The sequence below is a fragment of the Collinsella sp. BM28 genome (assembly GCF_054551995.1).
Window position 1 is genome coordinate 1263695 of record NZ_JBTOLJ010000001.1, and the last position, 19317, is coordinate 1283011.

Genomic DNA, 19317 nt, shown 5'->3' on the forward strand with positions numbered 1-19317 from the left:
CCGCTCAATCAGCTCACTCGCAAATTCTGTCACTCATTGAGAAACCGCACCGGTGCGGACCTGATCATGCGCAGCACCGGCATCAGCCCTGCTACGACCAGCACGACGAAACCTGCGACGGCGATGAGGACGGCAGGGGCAAAACGCACGGACAGCATCGCGCTCCCAGCACCCAAGCCCAACGCATGGGCCGCGATCATGTTGGAAAGCACAACCGCAAGCAATGCAGCCGAACCCGCTGCTACCACATGCATAAACGCCTCGAGAACCGAGACGACACAGACTTGGCGAGGGGTGGCGCCCAGCACCTCCAGCAACGATGCGTCACGCTCCCGCACACGCAAGGCGAGAACCACGTTTGCGCACGACCCCACAGCCGCCAAGATAACCGGCCCCGCAAACATTACGCACGCGAGGCGCGGGTCGAGACCGAATCCGCTCCCAATCGGCAAGTCGTATGCCGTGGCATACCGCTCCATCAGGCTCATCATCGAATAGAAGCCCGCAACGACACCCATGGCAACCACGAGGGATGTCTCAATCGACAAGCTTTGTGTCAAGGCGTGCTGAGCGCTCCTGCGCGCGAGAAGCCACGCCGTCCAGCGCGACAACGGACACGTCGCCGCTCGCAGGATCCTCGGCAAAAGTACAGGGGCGAGAGCCGTAATTAGCGCCGGGATTGCAATAGGCAAAAAGACGAGCCAGGTGCTCTGACCGAAATCGACAGGGGCTAAGACGGGGTCAACCGTGGACACACACCATGCGGCAGCGGCGCATGCGGCAAGGGCGGCAAGCCAGCGCAGCGGCATCATGCGCTCGGATGCGCCCTCGACCGACCACTCGTCACGCAAAGCCATCACGGGCGGCGTACACGCCGCCGCCCTTGCGGCGCGCGCCCCGCCCAGCACCGACAAAAATAGCGACACTCCAAGAACTGCAGGACAGAGGGAAAATCCCGGCAGAAGCCGCACCCCTTCGAACAAGTCGATATCCATGAACAGAGCGCTGAACACGGTGGATGAGCTTGCCCAGCACAAGGCCAAGCCCAAGCACGAACCGAAGACCCCCCACGAGTGCAATTTGAACGATGACGGCAAAGCCCACCACAACCGGAGGAATGTTGATCACCTGCCACAGGGCGTAGGTTCGCCGCAACGAGACGACGCATCCCCGGGCCACTGAAGAGAGAACGACGCATCCGGAAATCGCCGAGAACATGAGAATCGCCTGGGCGGCGCTTCTAAAGAAGAAAGAAGTCGAGACCATCGGGTCCGCGGCCGCCGTTGCGGAAAACGATGCGAACCAACCTCCCATATAGCCAAACGCAGTAGCAACGGCAAGCGCACCGAACCACACATGCCAATGCTCCCAAACATCACCCACAAGCAGGCGAATCATCGCAACATCGCCCCCTCATCGGTATCGCGCTCCCCAACCGTCTCCATCGCGGTGAGGATTTCCCGCGACGCAGGACGAGTCATCATGTGGACGATCTTCCCGTCACGCATTACAAACACCCGATCGGCACGAGCGGCCGCCTCAAGATCGTGCGTCACCATGACGACGGCCCGGCTCTCCCCATCCGCCATGGCTCGCAGTATGTCGAGGACCACGTTCCCGTTCGCCGTGTCGAGGGCGCCGGTGGGTTCATCGGCGAACACGATGTCCGGACAGGAAGCGATAGCCCGGGCGAGCGCCACGCGCTGCGCCTCGCCGCCGGACAACTCGGCTGGACGGGCATGCTCCTTCCCTCCCATACCGACCCGCTCCAAGAGATCGCACACATCCTTCCCACTCACCCTGCAACCGGCAAAGCGCGCGGACAGTGAGACGTTCTCACCCACGGAGAGCGAGGGCATGAGATTGTACCGCTGGAACACGAACCCGACATGCCGAGCCCTGACCTTCGCGCGCTCGCCGCGCCTCGCTCGCACGACATCCACGCCCATAAGATGAATCTCGCCCGCATCGGGAACCTCAAGCCCCGCCAAACAGTGCAGCAGCGTCGACTTGCCCGAACCGGATGGTCCCACGATGGATACCATCTCACCAGCCGACACGCTCATATCAACGTGGCGAAGGACATCGGTGTTCAGATTTCCGTGCTTATAACTTTTGCATACGCCACACGCCTCAACGAGGATGCCCATAATTCTTTCGCTCCTTTTGCCAACCCGCCCGTGAACATGCAACGCCAAGGCGCACGAGCCCTGCACCCTGCAAGAAAGGGCATATCGGGCAAGCGCCAAGTTGCCTTGCACGCGTCTCATCAGTTGATAGTGAATACGAGATCCCAGCCAGCGGCTACTTCCAGCCGGGGATGTCGGCACCCGAGGTGAGTATCGTGGACAGGATGGTCAGGATAACGACAATCAGCAGGAACACAACCGCAGTGCCCGCGATGACCATGAGGGCACTGAGGGCGAAGCGGTACTCGCGCGACAGCTCGCGCGGGGCGGGCGCCGAGGGCGTCTCGCACACCGATGGGACGCTCGCCGAGCCCGTGAGGATGAAGTCCGTGCTCACACGGTAGATCTGCGCGAGCTTGACCACGTTGTCGACTTCGGGGCGGCCCTGGGCGCCCTCCCACTTCGAGATGGCCTGACGGGAAACACCAAGCAGGTCCGCCAACTGCTCCTGCGAGTAACCGGCCTTGCGGCGAAGGTCGAGCAGACGGTCGGCTAGCTGCGTCGTCGCGTCATCCATAATGAAAGCCTCCTTGTAGCGTTGATATTCCGGGGCCCGACGGCAGCCGTCATGGGATGCTTTCGCCCCCTTTGGCCATCGGGCCTCAGCGCAAGACTATCCTCGCAACCGCCGTTGCGCTCCACCATCTAGCAGCGACAATTGTAGCAACACATCGCGACAATTCCGCCACCGCCCGTTGCAGTGAGGATGCAGGGCGAATACTCGCAGCTTCGAACCCAGCTTCGCCCCGCCGTTGGCATCGTTGCGGCAGTCGGGATCAAAACCAAGTCGCTCGTCTGGTGCATCGTGACGGGAGTCGCGGCGTTCGCCATCCTACAGGCCGCTGCCCTCTAGCTGCGATAAAGGCGGCTGGGCCCCAATCACACCGAAACAGAGAAACAGACGACGTCAGCCCCGGCAGAAGCGCTTGTCGAACCAGCCCGTGAGAATCGGGTCGAGCAGCGCCGTCACGATGACGGCGGTCGCGATCTGCGCGTAGGCCACCGGCGCGATGGCAGCGTACTGGGGCGCAACCTCAACGAGTGCCGCAGGAGTGGTCATGGCCGTGCCGGCGATCGTCGAGCAGGCGATGGCCGCCTTACCCGTACCGCCGCACAGACGCTCGAGCCAAGCGACGGCGAGGCCCATCGCCGTGGCGAGCAAAAGCTTGGGGATGAGCACGACGACGCCCGTCTTGACGGCGCCCGGCGTGGCCTTGAACGAGATGCCCGCGCCGACGAACAGCAGAATCGCGGCGACCACCGCGCTGGCACCCCCGCGCGTAGCCGCCGTGAAGAAGCCGCCGATCTCCAGGACCTGGGGGCAGAAGGTGTTAATGAGCAGACCCGCGATCATGGGGTAGATCATGATGTCGCCCGGAAGGCGTGGGACCTTAAGCGCCCGCGCCGTCGTCGCCCTGTTGCCGTCAGTCGCCATATGCGCGTCCTCCGTCTTTTCGTGCTGCGCTTTCTTTCAGTAAAGTGTTGACATGCCAACAGATGGCTTCGCGCCTCGGATAGCGGCAGGGTCGGAGTGTCGTAATATGTCGAAACCGTTACGAGATGTACGGCACGGGCAGTTGCAAACGGAAGGGAACCCGGTGAAACTCCAACAACTCAGATACATCGTCGAGGTGGCCTCGTGCGGCAGCGTCACCGAGGCGGCACGGCGCCTGTTCGTGTCGCAGCCGAGCGTGACCGCCGCCGTGCGCGACCTGGAGCGCGAGATGGGGATCACCGTGTTCGACCGGACGAGCAAGGGAATGGTGACCACCACCGAGGGCCAGACGTTCCTCGGCTACGCCCGCCAGGTCCTCGAACAGGCGGACCTGCTCGAGGAGCGTTACAAACGCGACACCGAGCCCGTGCCCCGCTTCGCCGTCTCGTGCCAGCACTACTCCTTCGCCGTCAACGCGTTCGTGGACGTGATCCGCGCGTTCGACGCCGCGCGCTACGAGTTCACCCTGCGCGAGGAGCAGACGCACGAGATCATCGAGGACGTCGCCCATATGAAGAGCGAGCTCGGCGTGATCTACCTATCTGATACCAATCGCGACGTGATCGGCCGCATGCTGCGTGCCGAGGAACTCGAATTCAAGCCTCTGTTCTCATGCGCCGCGCACGTGTTCCTCTCCTCGACCCATCCCCTGTCGGGACGCGCCTCGGTCACGCTCGAGGATCTCGCAGACTATCCGTACCTCTCCTACGAGCAGGGGGATTTCAACTCGTTCTACTTCTCCGAGGAACCACTGTCCACGCTCGGCCGCTCCAAAAACATCCGCGTGCGCGACCGCGCGACCCTGTTCAACCTGCTCATAGGCCTCGATGGTTACACGGTGTGCTCGGGCGTGATCTCGCACGAGCTCAACGGCGAGGACATCATCGCCGTCCCACTCGAGGTCGACGACCGCATGGAAGTCGGCATCGTCACGCGGCGCGACACCCACCTCTCCCGCTATGGAAAGGCGTTCGTCGAGGCTATCCGCACGCATATCCCGTGATGCCCATGGGATCGCAAGCCTTCGTCACCTACCCAGTCCCATAGATTTTTCCTATCGTAGTTTGATTGTTTTAAGTATTTCCCAATCGGATGCGCGTCCCGCATACTCCTTTCATCAGATATCGCATCTACCGAAAGGAACCCATCATGGCCGCCATCGCACCCACCCGATTCGACGTCGTCGGTAGTTTCCTGCGCCCGGAAGCGCTCAAGGAGGCCCGCGCCGCCCACGCCGCCGGCAAACTTGACGACGCAGGTCTCATCGCCGTCGAGAATGCCTGCATCGCCGAGCTCGTCGCCAAGCAGAAGGACGCCGGTCTGCCGCTGCTCACCGACGGAGAGTTCCGCCGCTCCTACTGGCACCTCGACTTCATGTGGGGACTCGGCGGGATTGAGCACGTGGAGCTCGACCACGGCTATTTCTTCGTGGGCGAGGAGACCACGCACGGCTCGGCCGTCCTCACGGGCAAGATCACCGGCGAGCACCACCCCTTCGTCGAACACTTCAAGTTCGTGCAGGCGCTCGAGGAGCCGGGGCACACGACCAAGCAGACCATCCCCGCCCCCGCCCAGCTCCTGCTCGAGCTTTACCGTGACGAGGCGGCAGCCGAGCGCACGCGCAGCTTCTATCCGAACGAGGACGAGCTGCTCGAGGACATCGGCGCGGCATACCGCACCGTGATCGCCGAGCTCTACGCCGCGGGCTGCCGCAACCTGCAGCTCGACGACTGCACCTGGGGCGCGCTCGTGGACAAGGGCTTCCAGGCGGGCATCCGCGCCGCCGGCTCCACGCCCGTGGCCGAGGCAGAGAAGTACCTGCGCGTGAACAACCTCGCGCTCGAGGGGCGCCCCGCCGACATGGCCATCACCACGCACGTGTGCCGCGGCAACTACCACTCCGCCTATGCATCGAGCGGCCCATACGACCTGGTGGCCCCCATCTTGTTCGCGCGTGAGAACGTCGACGCCTTCTACCTAGAGTTCGACGATGAGCGCTCCGGCGGCTTCGAGCCGCTCGCGCACGTGGCGCCGGGCAAGAAGGTCGTCCTCGGCCTGGTGACCACCAAACGCCCCGAGCTGGAGGACCGCGACGCCGTGATCGCGCGCATCCACGAGGCCGCGCGCTACGTCCCGCTCGAGGACCTCTGCCTCTCCCCGCAGTGCGGATTTGCCAGCTGCGAAATCGGCAACAAGCTCACCGAGGACGAGCAGTGGACCAAGATCGCGCTCGTGCGCAGCATCGCCGAGGAGGTCTGGGGGGCCTAGCTGCGCCGCTCGTTGCTCAGCGACCTTAGAAGCTTGGCAAAGTTGAGCAGGGTGACTCCGATCGTTGAGCCACCCTGCTCAGGCCAACAGAAGTCAAAACCCCGCCTTGCGATAACGACACATCGAAATTACCGGAGCACCTCGACCGGATTACCGTACTCTCGCCTCATTGCCTCTTGGGTCACAACCCACTGCTTACCAAATTTACGTGCGTCAATCCCCGCTTCTATCTTTCCATATGCCACAGCCTTACGCAGGGCAGACTCGCTCAGGCCCCAAAGCTCACTTGCATCGGAAAACGCCATGAGTCCGTCAAAAGGCGTCTTCACGTCGACGCCGTTTTTCCAAAGCTCATCGCAGGAAAGGTCGAGATCGTCGTTCCAAACGATGCCATAGCCACCGACATCAACTTGCACTTCCTCAAAGAGGTGCTCATCTTCCAAAGCGGCAAACTGGGGAAATCGAGAGACGAGCTTCTCTACGTCATATTCCTTTGTCGATCCATTTGCAAAACGCACACATAGCCTCATGTCCTGCAAAGGAACAACTTCTTTCACTTTGTGAAACACAGGCATCTCCTATTCAAGTGAATCGAGCTTCTTGAATTCTTGGGTCTCCCACATTTCAATAAGCTCATCCTTGTGCAACGTCATCCACTCTTTCACCAATGAGGCAGCGCGCTTTGGAAGATGACCGTCTATTATTACGCCAGATCTGATGTCATGAGCACCTCAAAATAGGGACAGGCACCAATCTGAGGTTTTAGCAGCCCCGACACTCATCCCTCGCACGGTCTCACCTCAAATTAGTGCCTGTCCCCAATTTCAGGCCACCGCTCGCGTGCTTGCCACCAGGCGACGGCAAGCTGGGTGCGGTTTTTGTGCCCGGTCTTTTGCAGAACGGAACTGATCCGATTGCGCACCGTGCCTTCGCTGATGAACGCGGCGGCGGAGATCTCATGGTTGTCCAGACCCTCGGCAACCAAGCGTACCACCTCGTATTCGCGCTCGGTCAACTCCGAAAAGGCAGCACGACAGCGCCCTTCGGACGAGCGCGCGGCAGCATCAACGTCAGCTACGGCGCACTCGGATACCGCATCCGCGCTAGGCTCCGAACAACCATCCGCCGCCACGACACCGCTCGATCCCTCCGCGCCGAACAGCTCGTGCGCGCGAAACTCGTCCCGGGTCCGATGCCGCAAGTCGCGCTGGGCAAGCAGCATGCTCGTCCGCCAGGACAACAGCCCCGCCAACGCAGACAGAGCACCCACGCACGCAAGCTCCGTCCCAGAAACACACGGCGCGACCACCAGGCGCGCGGCGGGCAATAGCAAAGCAATCGGCGCTGCGCGCCACGGCAGCGGCGCCCGCGCGAATTGGAGCAACTCGTACACAACGGCGGGAAGCAGAAATAGCCCCTCTGGAACAAACGAACTCACAACGCAATACGCCACCGGGCCAAGCACGCGCCACTTCCCCCGCGCCCACTCGCATGTCAGCACCGCGATGATCGCCACGAGCAGGCAGACGACCGTCGGGACAGCAAGTGCATCCCCCGCGAGTCCCGCAACGGCCGACGCCGCGCCCACGACCCCGGCGGCAACGCGGAGCAGCACGCACGCGGCGAGCACCAGTGCTATGTCAGTGATTCTCTCCATGGCCTCACATGGTAGCAAAAGCAAGTTAGGGCAGGTAAAACCAAGTCGTGACAATTGTCACTATCGCGTTGCGAGGGCGTCGGGCACCATGTTCGCAGCAAGCACGGAATCGAAAACCTCAATTTAGGGACTGTCCCCAAATTGAGGTGGAGCGGAGGAACAATGGACGTCATCGCGATCGAGGGACTCGTCAAACGCTACGACGAGCTGCTCGCCCTCGACCACTTCGACCTGCACGTCGACCAGGGCGAGATCTTCGGCCTGCTGGGCCCCAACGGCTCGGGCAAGACCACGAGCATCAACTGCATGCTCGCCCTGCTCACCTACGACCGCGGCAGCATCCGCCTGTTCGGCGAGTCCATGGCGCCCACGCGCTACGACCTCAAGCGCCGCATCGGCATCGTGCCGCAGCAGGTAGCGGTCATCGACGAGCTTACCGTGCGCGAGAACATCGACTACTTCTGCTCGCTCTACGTGAACGACCGCGCCCGGCGACGCGCGCTTGTGGACGAGGCGATCGAGTTCGTGGAGCTCGAGGAATTCGTCCGCTTTCGCCCCGGCAAGCTCTCGGGCGGACTGCTGCGCCGCCTCAACATCGCCTGCGGCATCGCCCACAAGCCTGAACTCATCTTCTTTGACGAGCCCACCGTGGCCGTGGACCCGCAGAGCCGCAACGCCATCCTCAACGGCATCCAGCGCTTGCGCGCTGAAGGGGCGACGGTGGTTTACACCAGCCATTACATGGAGGAGGTCGAGCAGATCTGCGACCGAGTGATGATCATGGACCACGGCCGGGCGCTCGCGCAGGGCACGCCCGACGAGCTCAAGCGCTCGATTCGCACGGGCGAGCGCATCGTAATCGAGCTCGAAGGCCCCTCGGGCCCACGCGCGAGACCGGGTTCTCGCGCGAGCGACGGCGGCGTGCTCCCCACCCGCGAGCTCGACCGCCTGCGCGCGCTGCCCCACGTCCTCGACGTCTCGCTCGCCGGCAACCTACTCACCGTGTCCTGCGAGGCAAGCGAGCACAACCTCACCGACGTCCTCGCGTCGCTGCGCGCGGGCAACGCGCGGCTGGGCCGCATCACCTGCGCGCCGCCCACCCTCAACGACGTGTTCCTCGAGATCACCGGCCGCGAGCTGCGCGATTAGGAGAGCGCCATGTGGACCACCTTCAAAGCGACCGTGCGCACGCTGTTGCTCACGCCGAGCGCCGTCGTGTGGACGCTCATCTTTCCCATCGTGCTTGCCACGGTGTTCAACTTCATGTTCGAGCCCATGCGCTCCACGGGCTCCGTCGAGGCGGTGGAAGTCGCCGTCGTCGTCGACGACGCCTGGGAGAATTCTCCCTTCTCGCAGGTAGTCGATACTTTGAGCGAGGCAGACGAACCCCTTCTCGCCGTTCATCCCGTGGCCACCGAACAGGAGGCGCGCGAGCTGATCGCCGAGGGGTCCGTGGCCGGGGCGTATGTCGTCGACGCTGCGGGAGAGTCGACCGCCGCGCCCTCCGCCAGCGACGCGTGCGCACCCCGCATCATCCTCGCCCCCGCCGGGTCCGGCACGAGCAGCGACGCCTCCTACGACATCAATCGAGCCATCCTCGAATCGGTCGCGACCAGCTATCTGCAACGCGTGGCGCTCATCGAAGACCTCGCCGCGCATGACCCGGCGGCGCTGAGCGACCCCACCACCGTGCAAAACGCACTCGGTCTCGGCGTCTCCGTGCGGGAGGTCTCGCTCACGAATGCCCAGCCCGATAGCATGGTGCGCTTCTACTACGCGCTGCTCGGCATGGCCTCGATCTTTGCCGCGCAGCTCGCCGGGGAAAGCGTCTGGCGCCTGCAACCCACCTCGTCAGCCGCCGGCGCGCGGCGCGCCGTTTCGGGCACGAGCCGCATGCGCCTGCTCATCCCCACCATCGGCGCCTGCTGGGCGGTCTCCACCACATTTTTGGCCATCGCCTTTGGTTACATCTGCCTGACCGCGCACATCGACTTCTCGGGACGCGAGGGACTCTGCCTCGTTGGAATCGCGGCGTCGAGCTTGCTTTCTTGCGGCATCGGAGCCCTGGTGGGCGCGTTGCCCGGACGTATGGGCTCAGACTCGCGCAGGGGCATCCTCACGGCGCTTACCTGCCTGCTGTCGCTTTTTGCCGGCCTCTACGGAGAGTCCACGATGGAGCCCGCCGATACCGTCGCACATGTCTTCCCCGCTGCAACGTGGCTCAACCCGGTCTGCCTGATCCGCGACCTGTTCTACACCCTCTACTACTACGACACACTCGTCCCGTTCTCCCTTCGCCTAGCGGCGTGCGCCGGCATCGCAGCCGTGCTGCTTGCCGTATCGGCCGCCTGCATGAGGAGGTCCGCACATGAACATCTGTAAACGGGCGCTCACCATCGCGCTTCGCCACCCGCTCTACCTCATCATCTACATCGGCTTTTTATCGAGCATGGGCGTTGTGCTCATGGGAGAGGTGGGCGGAAGCGGCGCGCGGGAGGCCACCGAGGTTCCCCGCGCCCGCATCGCACTCGTCGATCGCGACGGATCAGCCGTAGCGCAATCGCTCGAGGAGATGCTCTCCCAGACGGACGAGCTCATCACCGTTGCCGACGAGCCCCTCGCCCTGCAGGATGCGCTCGCGACCGGCAAGGCCGACGCCGTGCTCGTTATTCCCGCGGGCTTTGGCGATGCCCTCATGGATGCCGCTCGAACGGGAGGCGACCTGCCCGAGCTCGAGGCGGCGACCGGCGGCGACATGCAGGCGGCGGCGCTGGCATCCCAGCGCGCAAGCCGCACGGCATCGCTCATCGCGAGCCGCGCCGCGCTCACGCCCCACGCGAGTGCCGAGCAGGTGCTGGACGGCATGCGCAAGCTTTCCGACATCGCACCCGCCGTCGACACTATTGAAACGACCGAGGAAAGCACCGCGGCATCGCGCCTGGCGTTCTACCTCACCTTTAGCTCGTACACCGTCACCTCGTCCATCGTCGTGGTCGCCGGCGTGGTGCTCTCCACGCTCAACAAGCCCGACGTGCGGCGGCGACAGCTCGCTGCGCCCGTGAGCAGCTGGCGCATGGGATTCGAGAGCATCGCCGGATGCGCGGTGCTGGCGCTCGGCGTGTGCGCATGGGTCGCACTCGTCGGCATCGGCGCCTCCGGGGCAGGCGCACTGCTTTCGAGCGCAGGTGCGCAGGTGGCGCTCGCCATCGCGTCGCTTTGCGCGTTCGCACTCGTCCCGCTCTCGCTCGCCTACACGCTCGCGCAATGCGGCTTTAGGGAGGAGGCACTCAACGCGATCGCCAACCTGGGCGGCATGGTCATGTCGTTTTTGGGCGGGGCGTGGGTGCCGCTGTCGCTCATGGGCGCGAATGTGCGAGCGGTCGCGCACTTCACGCCCACCTTCTGGATGTACGATGCCGTGACCTGCGCGCTCGGCGCCCAAGAGGTGAATGCGAGCGTTCTGGCCACCGTCGGTATCGACTTGGGTATCATCGCGCTCTTCGCTGTCGCGATCATGTCCGCGGGCCTTGTGGCCGCCCGCCTGCGCGTGCGCGAGGTCTAACGCACCTCGATGCAGGGACTGTCCCTACATCGAGGTGACCGCGGCCGCGCGGACGAACTCACGGAACAGGGGGTGCGGGCGCGTGGGGCGGCTCTTGAACTCGGGGTGCGCCTGCGTGGCGACGAACCACGGGTGCGCATCGCGGCGCAGCTCGACCATCTCGACCAGCTCGCCATCCGGGCTCGTGCCGGACACGACCAAGCCGGCCGCCTCCAGCTCCTCGCGATACGCGTTGTTGAACTCGTAACGATGACGATGACGCTCGCGCACCAGCGCCTCGCCGTACGCCTCCGCAGCGAGTGTGCCCTCGACGAGCGCGCACGGATACGCGCCAAGGCGCATGGTGCCGCCCTTCTCGGTCACACCCTCCTGCTCGTCGAGCAAGTCGATCACGGCGTGCGCGCACTGCGGGTCGAACTCGGATGAGCTCGCGTCCGCATATCCCAGCACGTCGCGCGCAAACTCGCACACGGCGACCTGCATCCCCAGACAGATACCCAGATACGGCACCTGGTGCTCACGCGCGTAACGGGCAGCGGTGATCTTGCCGTCGAAGGCGCGCTTGCCAAAGCCACCCGGCACGAGGATGCCCGACGCGTCGCCCAGCACCTGCTCGACGTTGTCATCGGAGAGCGCCTCGCCATCGACGAGCTCGACCTCCACGTGCTTGCCCAGATGCGTGCCCGCGTGGCGCAGCGCCTCGATGACGGAGAGGTACGCGTCGGGCAGCTGGGTATACTTGCCCACGAGTGCGATCTTCACGGGGTCGCCCTCGTTTTCCGCATGGTCCTTCGCGGCGAGGAACCTCTCCCAATCCGCCATGTCGCGCTCGCGCGGATCGAGCCCCAGGCGTTCGCAGACGCGCAGGTCGAAGTCCTGCTCGGCCATCATGCGCGGCACGTCGTAGATGGACGGGGCGTCCTCGCAGGTGAACACGCAATCCACGTCGACGTCGGTGAACGAGGCGATCTTGGCGCGCACGTCGTCATCGATCTCGTGATCGCTGCGCAGCACGATGATGTCGGGCTGGATGCCGAAGCTCCGCAGCTCCTTGACGGAGTGCTGCGTGGGCTTGGTCTTGACCTCATGTGCCGCCGCGATGTAGGGCACGAGCGAGACGTGGATGTAGCAGACGTTCTCGGCCCCCGCGTCCTTCTTGTATTGGCGGATGGCCTCGACGAACGGCTGGCCCTCGATGTCGCCGATCGTGCCGCCGAGCTCGGTGATGACCACGTCGGCGTCCGTCTGTTCCTCGACGCCGCGGAACTTGGCCTTGATGGCGTTCGTCACGTGCGGGATGACCTGCACCGTGCCGCCGAGGAAGTCGCCATGGCGCTCGCGCGCGATGAGGTCCTGGTAGATGGCACCCGTGGTGAAGTTGGAGTCGCGCGTGAGGTTCTCGTCAATGAAGCGCTCGTAATGGCCGAGGTCGAGATCGCTTTCGTAGCCGTCCTCGGTGACGAACACCTCGCCGTGCTGGAACGGGCTCATGGTACCCGGGTCCACGTTGAGATACGGGTCGGCCTTCTGCATGGTCACCCGGTAGCCGCGCGACTTGAGCAGACGCCCCAGCGATGCCGCGGTGATGCCCTTGCCCAGCGAGCTGACCACGCCGCCGGTCACGAATATATGCTTTGTCATGGTGTTTACCTGCACTTCCCGTCGAAATCTGCACCGGAGTCCGGCGCTTCCACGGGATTTCAGTGTACTACCCGCCTACCATGACGGTGGGGAGCATGGCGAATTCACGCACTGGAAACGCAAGGCCGTCTAAGATTTGGAACGCAGTTAAGAACAGCCGACGGCATACGACTCCTCGATTTGGGGACGGCCCCTCCATTGGGGGCACGGGAATACGCGACGGCCGGAGAACGGAGCCGGCAAGAGACCGACACTCCAACGAGAGCTCGCGCACGACCTCGCAATCGCGCGCGGCCGCCCGTCACGCCTTCAGCACCGTGCGTTCCACCGCACGGGCGGTAAGCAGGCCATACACCCCCATCAAGACAACGACGAACGTCAGAACACCGCCCACAATGGCGAAGAAGCCCTGCACGCCGAGCGCGAACGTGAGGAACCCCACGAGGAACAAACCGAACACGTCGTGGATGAGCGCGCCGACGAGAGGCGCGACGAAATACAGCCGAACTTGCGACCGCAACGAACGACGCATGTCCGCATGCTCGCACCCGAGTTGCATGAGCACACGATACGCCCGACGCGCGTCCTCCGCACCCGAGAGCTGCTGCAGCGCCAAAACCGCGACGGCGCTCAGCAGGAAAACAGCTCCGTAGAAGATCCCAATGTAACCGATGGGCGCCATCGAAGCGGCAATGCCGCTCGAAAGCATCTCCGGCGTCCGCAACCCCACGCTGAACGCTAAGCCGGCCACCATCATACACAACCCCACGGCAATGAGCACGCATACGCAAGCCAGCGCCATCGAGGAGCTTGAAACCCGCGCCTCAACCTGACGAACAGTGAACGCACGCAGCCCGTCCCAGTACCGACTCTCCGATGCGCGCGCATGCGCTGCCCATCGTGCCACACCCAGCCGGGCGACAAGTGCCGTGGCGAAGCATGCGGCAAGTCCCATGGGGATAATGAACGCGATGAAGTACACAGGCTGAAACACGCACGAGCCCCATACCACCGCGAGCAGACAAGCCGCAAGCACACCTTGTCCCGCCCGAAGTGCGCGCTCGCCCAAACGCATGGTCTCGGGCGCGCGATCGGCGGCCAAAAGATCGATGAGGGGTCTACGTACCACATCGCGGGCACCGTCGACGGCGTTGAACGCGAACACCACCGCAAAGCACGACCCGGTCCACAGGGCGGAACTTGCCGAAAACGTGAAGGAGAGACGCCAGGGAACGTTGAACACGAAGGCCGCAATCGCGCCGAATGCGGGTGACAACCACGCGCCCGCCGCCAAACCGCACGCCAGCGCGCCGGCACCCACGAGCGCCGTCTCGGCCACGAGCACGACCGACACCGCGCCGCGCCCCATGCCGCACAGCTCGTACAACGCAAACTCGCGCTTGCGCCGGCGGAGCAGGAACCGATTGGCATACCGCACCAAGAAGAGGAACACGAGCACGGTGAAGATGGAGAACGCCTGCAGCACGTCGCCCGCACTCCCCAGCACGCCCATCTGCTCGGGCGAGAGACCCATGGCGCGCACGTGGTCGGTCGAGGCAACGAACGAGTACAGCAGGCACGCCGCGAAACCGAGCGTCGCGAAATACACCGAGTAGTCACGGGCGCTGCGGCGCACGTTGCCGACGGCGAGTTTGAGATATAGCTGCATGGCGGGCCCTTCCAAGGGTTATTACCGCACCCATTCTCGCGGGCGCGGCGCTCCCCCGCCATCGATTCTGCTTACATGCGGCGAACAAAACCGTAAGGTTGCCCGAACGTGCGCCGCCGCATCAAATCCGAGCGCCCGCACACGTTCCGGACTCGCGTCGGCACAGACAGATTTCTCCTGGCATGCGCATGCCCCCGGCGCGACCGCACCGGGGGCATGCAAGCATCTCCAGTCGAAAACGCCGCCTACAGCACACCATCCAACATGAGGTTCACCTTGAGCACGTTGACCGTGGGCTCGCCGAAGACGCCCAGGAATCGGCCCTTGGTGCACTGGGCGATGATGTCACGCACCTCGCCTTCGCTCTTGCCGGTAGCCTTTGCCAGGCGCGGTACCTGGTACTCGGCAGCATCGGGAGAGATCTCGGGGTCGAGCCCTGAGCCGGAACACGTCACCAGGTCGACGGGCACGGCATCCATGCCGGCGTCGGGATTGGCGGCGCGAATCTTCTCGACGCGCGCGTCCACAAGCTGCCGGTACTCCTCGCTCGCTGGAGAGAGGTTGGACGGAGCGCCGTAGGCCATGAGCCCGCCGTCCTCCCCCTCGACGATAGTCACGTTCTGGATACGGCCCCACATGTGGTCCTCATCCTCGAAGCTCTGGCCGATCAGCTCGGAGCCCACGATCTTGTCGTCGACCTTGATGAGCGAACCGTTCGCCTGATACGGGAACGCAACCTGGGCGATGCCGGTCACGACGAGCGTATAGCCCATGCCGCAGACAACGGTAAACAGCGCGAACACGCCCAGTGCACGCGATGCAACACCTTTGAACATACAAACCTCCACTTACATAATGCCGCAGAACGCGAGCAGCATGTCAATGAGCTTGATGAATACGAACGGGGCAACGATGCCGCCCAGACCCCACACGAGCAGGTTGTGAGTCAGCAGCTGTCCGGACGGGACCTCGCGGTACTTAACGCCCTTCAGCGCGGCCGGGATCAGCGCGACGATAACAAGCGCGTTATAGATGATGGCCGAAAGAACCGCGGACAGCGGGCTTGCCAGACCGAGGATGTTGAGCGCTCCAAGGCCCGGGTAGATCGGCGAGAACAGGGCCGGGATGATAGCGAAGTACTTCGCCACGTCGTTGGCCACCGAGAAGGTCGTGAGCGAACCGCGGGTCATGAGCAGCTGCTTGCCAATACGCACGACCTCGATGAGCTTGGTGGGGCTGGAGTCGAGGTCGACCATGTTGCCGGCCTCCTTGGCAGCCTGGGTGCCCGTGTTCATGGCCACGGCGACGTCGGCCTGGGCCAGAGCGGGCGCGTCGTTGGTGCCGTCGCCGGTCATGGCGACCAGGTGGCCCTCACGCTGGAACTCGCGGATCTTCTCGAGCTTGCCCTCGGGGGTGGCCTCTGCCAGGAAGTCGTCCACACCCGCCTCGGCGGCGATTGCCGCGGCGGTGAGCGGGTTGTCGCCCGTCACCATGATGGTCTTGATGCCCATCTTGCGCAGGTCGGCGAACTTCTCCTTGACGCCGGACTTGATGATGTCCTTGAGGTACACAACGCCCAGCACGCGGCAGTTCTTGGTCACGACCAGCGGGGTGCCGCCGGCCTTGGCGATGCGCTCGACGACCTCGTCGCACTCCTGGGAGAACACGCCGCCGGCCGCCTCCACGTAGGCGCGCACGGAATCGGCGGCGCCCTTGCGGATCTCATTGCCCTCGTAGTTCACGCCCGACATGCGCGTCGCCGCGGTGAACGGGATGAACTCCATGCCCTTGTCCTCGAGCGTGCGGCCGCGCAGGCCGAACTGCTCCTTGGCGAGCACGACGATGGAACGGCCCTCGGGCGTCTCGTCGGCCAGCGAGGAGAGCTGCGCGGCGTCGGCCAGCTCCGCGGGATCGACGCCGTCGACCGGGATGAACTCGGAGGCCTGGCGGTTGCCCAGGGTGATGGTGCCGGTCTTGTCGAGCATGAGGATGTCGACGTCGCCGGCGGCCTCGATGGCGCGGCCGGACATGGCCAGCACGTTGGCCTCGTTCAGACGGCTCATGCCGGCGATGCCGATGGCGGACAGCAGCGCGCCGATGGTGGTGGGGGCCAGGCACACGAGCAGCGCCACGAGCGTGGTCACGGACGTGGGGTTGGCCATGTCGCTGAGGCCGGCCGAGAAGCAGGAGTAGCAATAGAGGGCCAGCGTGACCAGAATAAAGACGATGGAGAGGGCCACCAGGAAGATCTCCAGGGCGATCTCGTTGGGGGTCTTCTTGCGCGCGGCGCCCTCGACCATCGCGATCATCTTGTCGAGGAAGCTCTGGCCGGGCTCGCTGGAGATCTTGACGATGATCCAGTCGGACAGCACCGTGGTACCGCCGGTAACGGCAGAGCGGTCGCCGCCGGCCTCGCGGACCACGGGGGCGGACTCGCCGGTGATGGCGGACTCGTCAACGGAGGCAGCGCCCTCGATGACGTCGCCGTCGCCGGGAATCTGCTCGCCGGCGCGTACGATCACCAGGTCGCCGCGCGTGAGCTCGGTGCCGGGAACGACGGTGAAGTGCTCCTTGTCCTCAACGGACTCGATGCGATGGGCCTCGACATCCTTCTTGGCCGCACGCAGGGAATCGGCCTGAGCCTTACCGCGGCCCTCGGCGAGCGCCTCGGCGAAGTTCGAGAACAGATCGGTGAGCCACAGGATGACCGCGATGGCGACCACATAGTAGGTGGGCACACCCGCGTCCTGCACACCGAAGACGGAAGCGACGGCCAGGACGGAGGTCATGACGGCGGAAAGCCACACCAGGAACATGACCGGGTTTTGAATCTGGACGCGAGGATCCAGCTTGGCAAACGAGTCGCGGACCGCGCGGCCCATCATGTCTTTTTGCATAGCCATAAATCTGCGCCCTCCTTTACGCAATCATCTGGAAGAACTCGGCAACGGGGCCAAGCGCCAGGGCCGGGAAGAAGCTCAGGGCACCGATCAGCAGAACGATGAACACGAGCAGGAATACGAACATGCCGTTGGTGGTAGACAGGGTACCGGCGCTCTCGGCGACCTTGCCCTTCTTGGCCAGCGAGCCGGCGATGGCCAGCGTACCGACGATGGGCATGAAGCGGGCGAACAGCATCTCGAGGCCGAGCATGACGTTGATCCAGGGGATGTTGCAGTTCATGCCCGCGAACGCCGAGCCGTTGTTGCCACCGCATGAGGTGAAGGCGTACAGCACCTCGGAGAAGCCGTGCGCGCCGCCGTTGTTGAGCTGGTCGGCAAGACCGGGCACCATGCAGGCGATGCCCGAGCACACCAGGATCGCGAACGGGGTTGCCAGGCACAGGACGACCGCCCAGCGCATCTCGCCCGGCTCGATCTTCTTGCCCAGGAACTCGGGCGTGCGCCCGACCATGAGGCCGGCGATGAACACCGTGAGGATGGCGAAGCCGATCATGCCGTACAGGCCGCAGCCCACGCCGCCGAAGACGACCTCGCCCAGGGCCATCTGGAGCATCTGGACGAAACCGCCCAGCGGGGTGTAGGAATCGTGCATGGAGTTGACCGAGCCGTTGGAGGCGGCGGTGGTGTAAGCCGACCACGTGGAGGAGGCGGCGATGCCGAAGCGGCTCTCCTTGCCCTCCATGTTGCCGCCGGCCTGGCCGTCGGTCATCTCGATGTTGACCGCTCCGCCATCGGCCAGCTGCGGGGTGCCCGCATGCTCGTTGACGGCGATGACGCCGGTGAAGATCACCAGCAGGATGAGCATGGCGGCGAAGATGGCCTTGCCCTGCTTGGTGTTCTTGACGCCGATGCCGAAGGTGAAGCAGCAGGCGGCCGGGATCAGCAGCAGGCTGGTCATCTCGATGATGTTGGTGAAGGCGTTGGGGTTCTCATACGGATGGGCGGAGTTCACGCCGAAGAAGCCGCCGCCGTTGGTGCCGGACTGCTTGATGGCGACCTGAGGAGCCGCGGGGCCCTGGGGCAGGAACTGCTCGGTGACCACGCGCGCGTCCTCGACGACCTTGCCGTCGACCTTGACCGTGTCTCCCTCGATCTGGGCGCCGTCGATGACGCTCCAGCCGCCGTCGGCGTTGGGCTGGACGGCGACGGGCTCTACGAGCTCGGCCTTCTGGGCCGGCTGGAAGTTGGCGATGACGCCGCCGGCGGCCAGGCAGATGCCGAACACGAGGTTCAGCGGGATGAGCACGTACAGGACGGTGCGGGTGAGGTCGACCCAGAAGGAGCCCAGACCCTGCTCCTTGACCTGACGGAAACCGCGGATCAGAGCGAACATGACCGCGATGCCGGTGCCAGCGGAGACGAAGTTCTGCACGGTGAGGCCCATGAACTGCACGAGGTAGGACAGGGTGGTCTCACCGGAGTAGGACTGCCAGTTGGTGTTGGTGATGAAGGAAGCCGCCGTGTTGAACGACAGGTCCCACGGCACGCCCGGCAGGTGCTGCGGGTTGCCCGGCAGGACGGCCTGGAGCATCTGGAGCGCGACGAGCACCACGAGCCCGATGCCCGAGAAGGCGAGGACGCTCACCAGGTAGCGCTTCCAGCCCATCTGCTCGGAGGCATCGATACGCAGGAGGCGATAGACGCCTCGCTCCACCGGAGCCAGCACGGGCGACAGAAACGTATGCTCACCGTCCATGACGCGCGCCATGAACTTCCCCAAGGGGATGGCGAGCGCGATGAGGACGGCAAAGTACAGAGCGTACTGAATGATGGCACTCATGCTTTACGAATCACTCCTCATCAAAATATAAATGTAGTAGATCAACAGGCCGATGCACGTGATGCCTATGATCGGGATCAGGACATTCATGTA

The 19317-nt window shown here is 64.2% G+C and carries 19 protein-coding genes; 6 read left to right on the plus strand and 13 right to left on the minus strand.

Features of this window, described 5'->3' with window-relative positions:
• Window positions 1–29: 29 nt before the first annotated feature.
• From ACX9NZ_RS05550 to ACX9NZ_RS05565, 4 genes are all read right to left on the minus strand, one after another.
• Window positions 30–860, minus strand: a complete 831-nt coding sequence (locus ACX9NZ_RS05550) for a hypothetical protein (RefSeq protein WP_459389433.1) — start codon at window positions 858–860, stop codon at window positions 30–32.
• The gene (locus ACX9NZ_RS05555; RefSeq protein WP_407495602.1) at window positions 844–1398 is read right to left on the minus strand and encodes a hypothetical protein; all 555 of its coding nucleotides are present in this window, start codon (window positions 1396–1398) and stop codon (window positions 844–846) included. Before ACX9NZ_RS05555 ends, ACX9NZ_RS05550 begins: the two co-directional genes overlap by 17 nt.
• Window positions 1395–2150 (minus strand): ABC transporter ATP-binding protein, encoded by a 756-nt coding sequence (locus ACX9NZ_RS05560; RefSeq protein ID WP_407495604.1) that lies wholly within the window; start codon window positions 2148–2150, stop codon window positions 1395–1397. The genes ACX9NZ_RS05555 and ACX9NZ_RS05560 overlap by 4 nt, the downstream gene beginning before the upstream one ends.
• A gap of 154 nt (window positions 2151–2304) precedes the next feature.
• Window positions 2305–2706 carry a helix-turn-helix domain-containing protein gene (locus ACX9NZ_RS05565; protein WP_039910191.1) on the minus strand — a complete coding sequence of 134 codons (402 nt, stop codon included), beginning with the start codon at window positions 2704–2706 and terminating at the stop codon, window positions 2305–2307.
• A 189-nt stretch (window positions 2707–2895) separates the two neighbouring features.
• Here ACX9NZ_RS05565 and ACX9NZ_RS05570 point away from each other — a divergent pair, with 189 nt between their 5' ends.
• The gene (locus ACX9NZ_RS05570) at window positions 2896–3042 is read left to right on the plus strand and encodes a hypothetical protein (RefSeq protein ID WP_259322792.1); all 147 of its coding nucleotides are present in this window, start codon (window positions 2896–2898) and stop codon (window positions 3040–3042) included.
• Window positions 3043–3096: 54 nt separating this feature from the next.
• Here ACX9NZ_RS05570 and ACX9NZ_RS05575 read toward each other — a convergent pair whose 3' ends face one another.
• Complete coding sequence (locus ACX9NZ_RS05575; protein ID WP_407495607.1) at window positions 3097–3624, minus strand: 2-keto-3-deoxygluconate permease; 528 nt, start codon at window positions 3622–3624, stop codon at window positions 3097–3099.
• Window positions 3625–3787: 163 nt separating this feature from the next.
• On the opposite strand from ACX9NZ_RS05575, the gene ACX9NZ_RS05580 reads away from it, so the two are divergent.
• Window positions 3788–4687: a LysR family transcriptional regulator gene (locus ACX9NZ_RS05580; RefSeq protein WP_317440505.1), complete on the plus strand. Its 900-nt coding sequence runs from the start codon at window positions 3788–3790 to the stop codon at window positions 4685–4687.
• A gap of 146 nt (window positions 4688–4833) precedes the next feature.
• Window positions 4834–5952 carry a 5-methyltetrahydropteroyltriglutamate--homocysteine S-methyltransferase gene (locus ACX9NZ_RS05585; protein WP_407495609.1) on the plus strand — a complete coding sequence of 373 codons (1119 nt, stop codon included), beginning with the start codon at window positions 4834–4836 and terminating at the stop codon, window positions 5950–5952.
• 128 nt (window positions 5953–6080) lie between these two features.
• Here the strand turns inward: ACX9NZ_RS05585 and ACX9NZ_RS05590 are convergent, their stop codons facing one another.
• The 3 genes from ACX9NZ_RS05590 to ACX9NZ_RS05600 all read right to left on the minus strand — a co-directional run bounded on the left by ACX9NZ_RS05590 (window position 6081) and on the right by ACX9NZ_RS05600 (window position 7609).
• On the minus strand, window positions 6081–6527 hold the full coding sequence (locus ACX9NZ_RS05590) for a DUF2442 domain-containing protein (RefSeq protein WP_317440507.1): 447 nt from the start codon (window positions 6525–6527) through the stop codon (window positions 6081–6083).
• 3 nt (window positions 6528–6530) lie between these two features.
• Entirely contained in the window at window positions 6531–6671 is a 141-nt protein-coding gene (locus ACX9NZ_RS05595; protein WP_407495733.1) for a DUF4160 domain-containing protein, read from the minus strand.
• Between the two features lie 86 nt (window positions 6672–6757).
• On the minus strand, window positions 6758–7609 hold the full coding sequence (locus ACX9NZ_RS05600) for a helix-turn-helix transcriptional regulator (RefSeq protein ID WP_317440508.1): 852 nt from the start codon (window positions 7607–7609) through the stop codon (window positions 6758–6760).
• A gap of 162 nt (window positions 7610–7771) precedes the next feature.
• Between ACX9NZ_RS05600 and ACX9NZ_RS05605 the strand changes: the two genes are divergently transcribed.
• The 3 genes from ACX9NZ_RS05605 to ACX9NZ_RS05615 are packed head-to-tail and all read left to right on the plus strand — an operon-like array spanning window position 7772 to window position 11171.
• Window positions 7772–8758, plus strand: a complete 987-nt coding sequence (locus tag ACX9NZ_RS05605) for an ABC transporter ATP-binding protein (RefSeq protein WP_317440509.1) — start codon at window positions 7772–7774, stop codon at window positions 8756–8758.
• A 9-nt stretch (window positions 8759–8767) separates the two neighbouring features.
• Entirely contained in the window at window positions 8768–9991 is a 1224-nt protein-coding gene (locus tag ACX9NZ_RS05610) for an ABC transporter permease (protein ID WP_407495612.1), read from the plus strand.
• Window positions 9978–11171 carry an ABC transporter permease gene (locus ACX9NZ_RS05615; protein ID WP_407495614.1) on the plus strand — a complete coding sequence of 398 codons (1194 nt, stop codon included), beginning with the start codon at window positions 9978–9980 and terminating at the stop codon, window positions 11169–11171. The genes ACX9NZ_RS05610 and ACX9NZ_RS05615 overlap by 14 nt, the downstream gene beginning before the upstream one ends.
• A gap of 24 nt (window positions 11172–11195) precedes the next feature.
• On the opposite strand, the gene ACX9NZ_RS05620 is transcribed toward ACX9NZ_RS05615, so the two are convergent.
• From ACX9NZ_RS05620 to kdpA, 5 genes are all read right to left on the minus strand, one after another.
• Window positions 11196–12812: a CTP synthase gene (locus tag ACX9NZ_RS05620; RefSeq protein WP_407495616.1), complete on the minus strand. Its 1617-nt coding sequence runs from the start codon at window positions 12810–12812 to the stop codon at window positions 11196–11198.
• A 301-nt stretch (window positions 12813–13113) separates the two neighbouring features.
• Window positions 13114–14481, minus strand: coding sequence for an FtsX-like permease family protein (locus tag ACX9NZ_RS05625; protein ID WP_407495618.1), 1368 nt, complete (start codon window positions 14479–14481; stop codon window positions 13114–13116).
• Between the two features lie 245 nt (window positions 14482–14726).
• Window positions 14727–15317: a potassium-transporting ATPase subunit KdpC gene (gene kdpC, locus ACX9NZ_RS05630; RefSeq protein WP_407495621.1), complete on the minus strand. Its 591-nt coding sequence runs from the start codon at window positions 15315–15317 to the stop codon at window positions 14727–14729.
• 12 nt (window positions 15318–15329) lie between these two features.
• On the minus strand, window positions 15330–17384 hold the full coding sequence (gene kdpB / locus ACX9NZ_RS05635; protein WP_330006296.1) for a potassium-transporting ATPase subunit KdpB: 2055 nt from the start codon (window positions 17382–17384) through the stop codon (window positions 15330–15332).
• 16 nt (window positions 17385–17400) lie between these two features.
• Window positions 17401–19224, minus strand: a complete 1824-nt coding sequence (kdpA, locus tag ACX9NZ_RS05640) for a potassium-transporting ATPase subunit KdpA (protein ID WP_330006297.1) — start codon at window positions 19222–19224, stop codon at window positions 17401–17403.
• Window positions 19225–19317 lie beyond the last annotated feature (93 nt).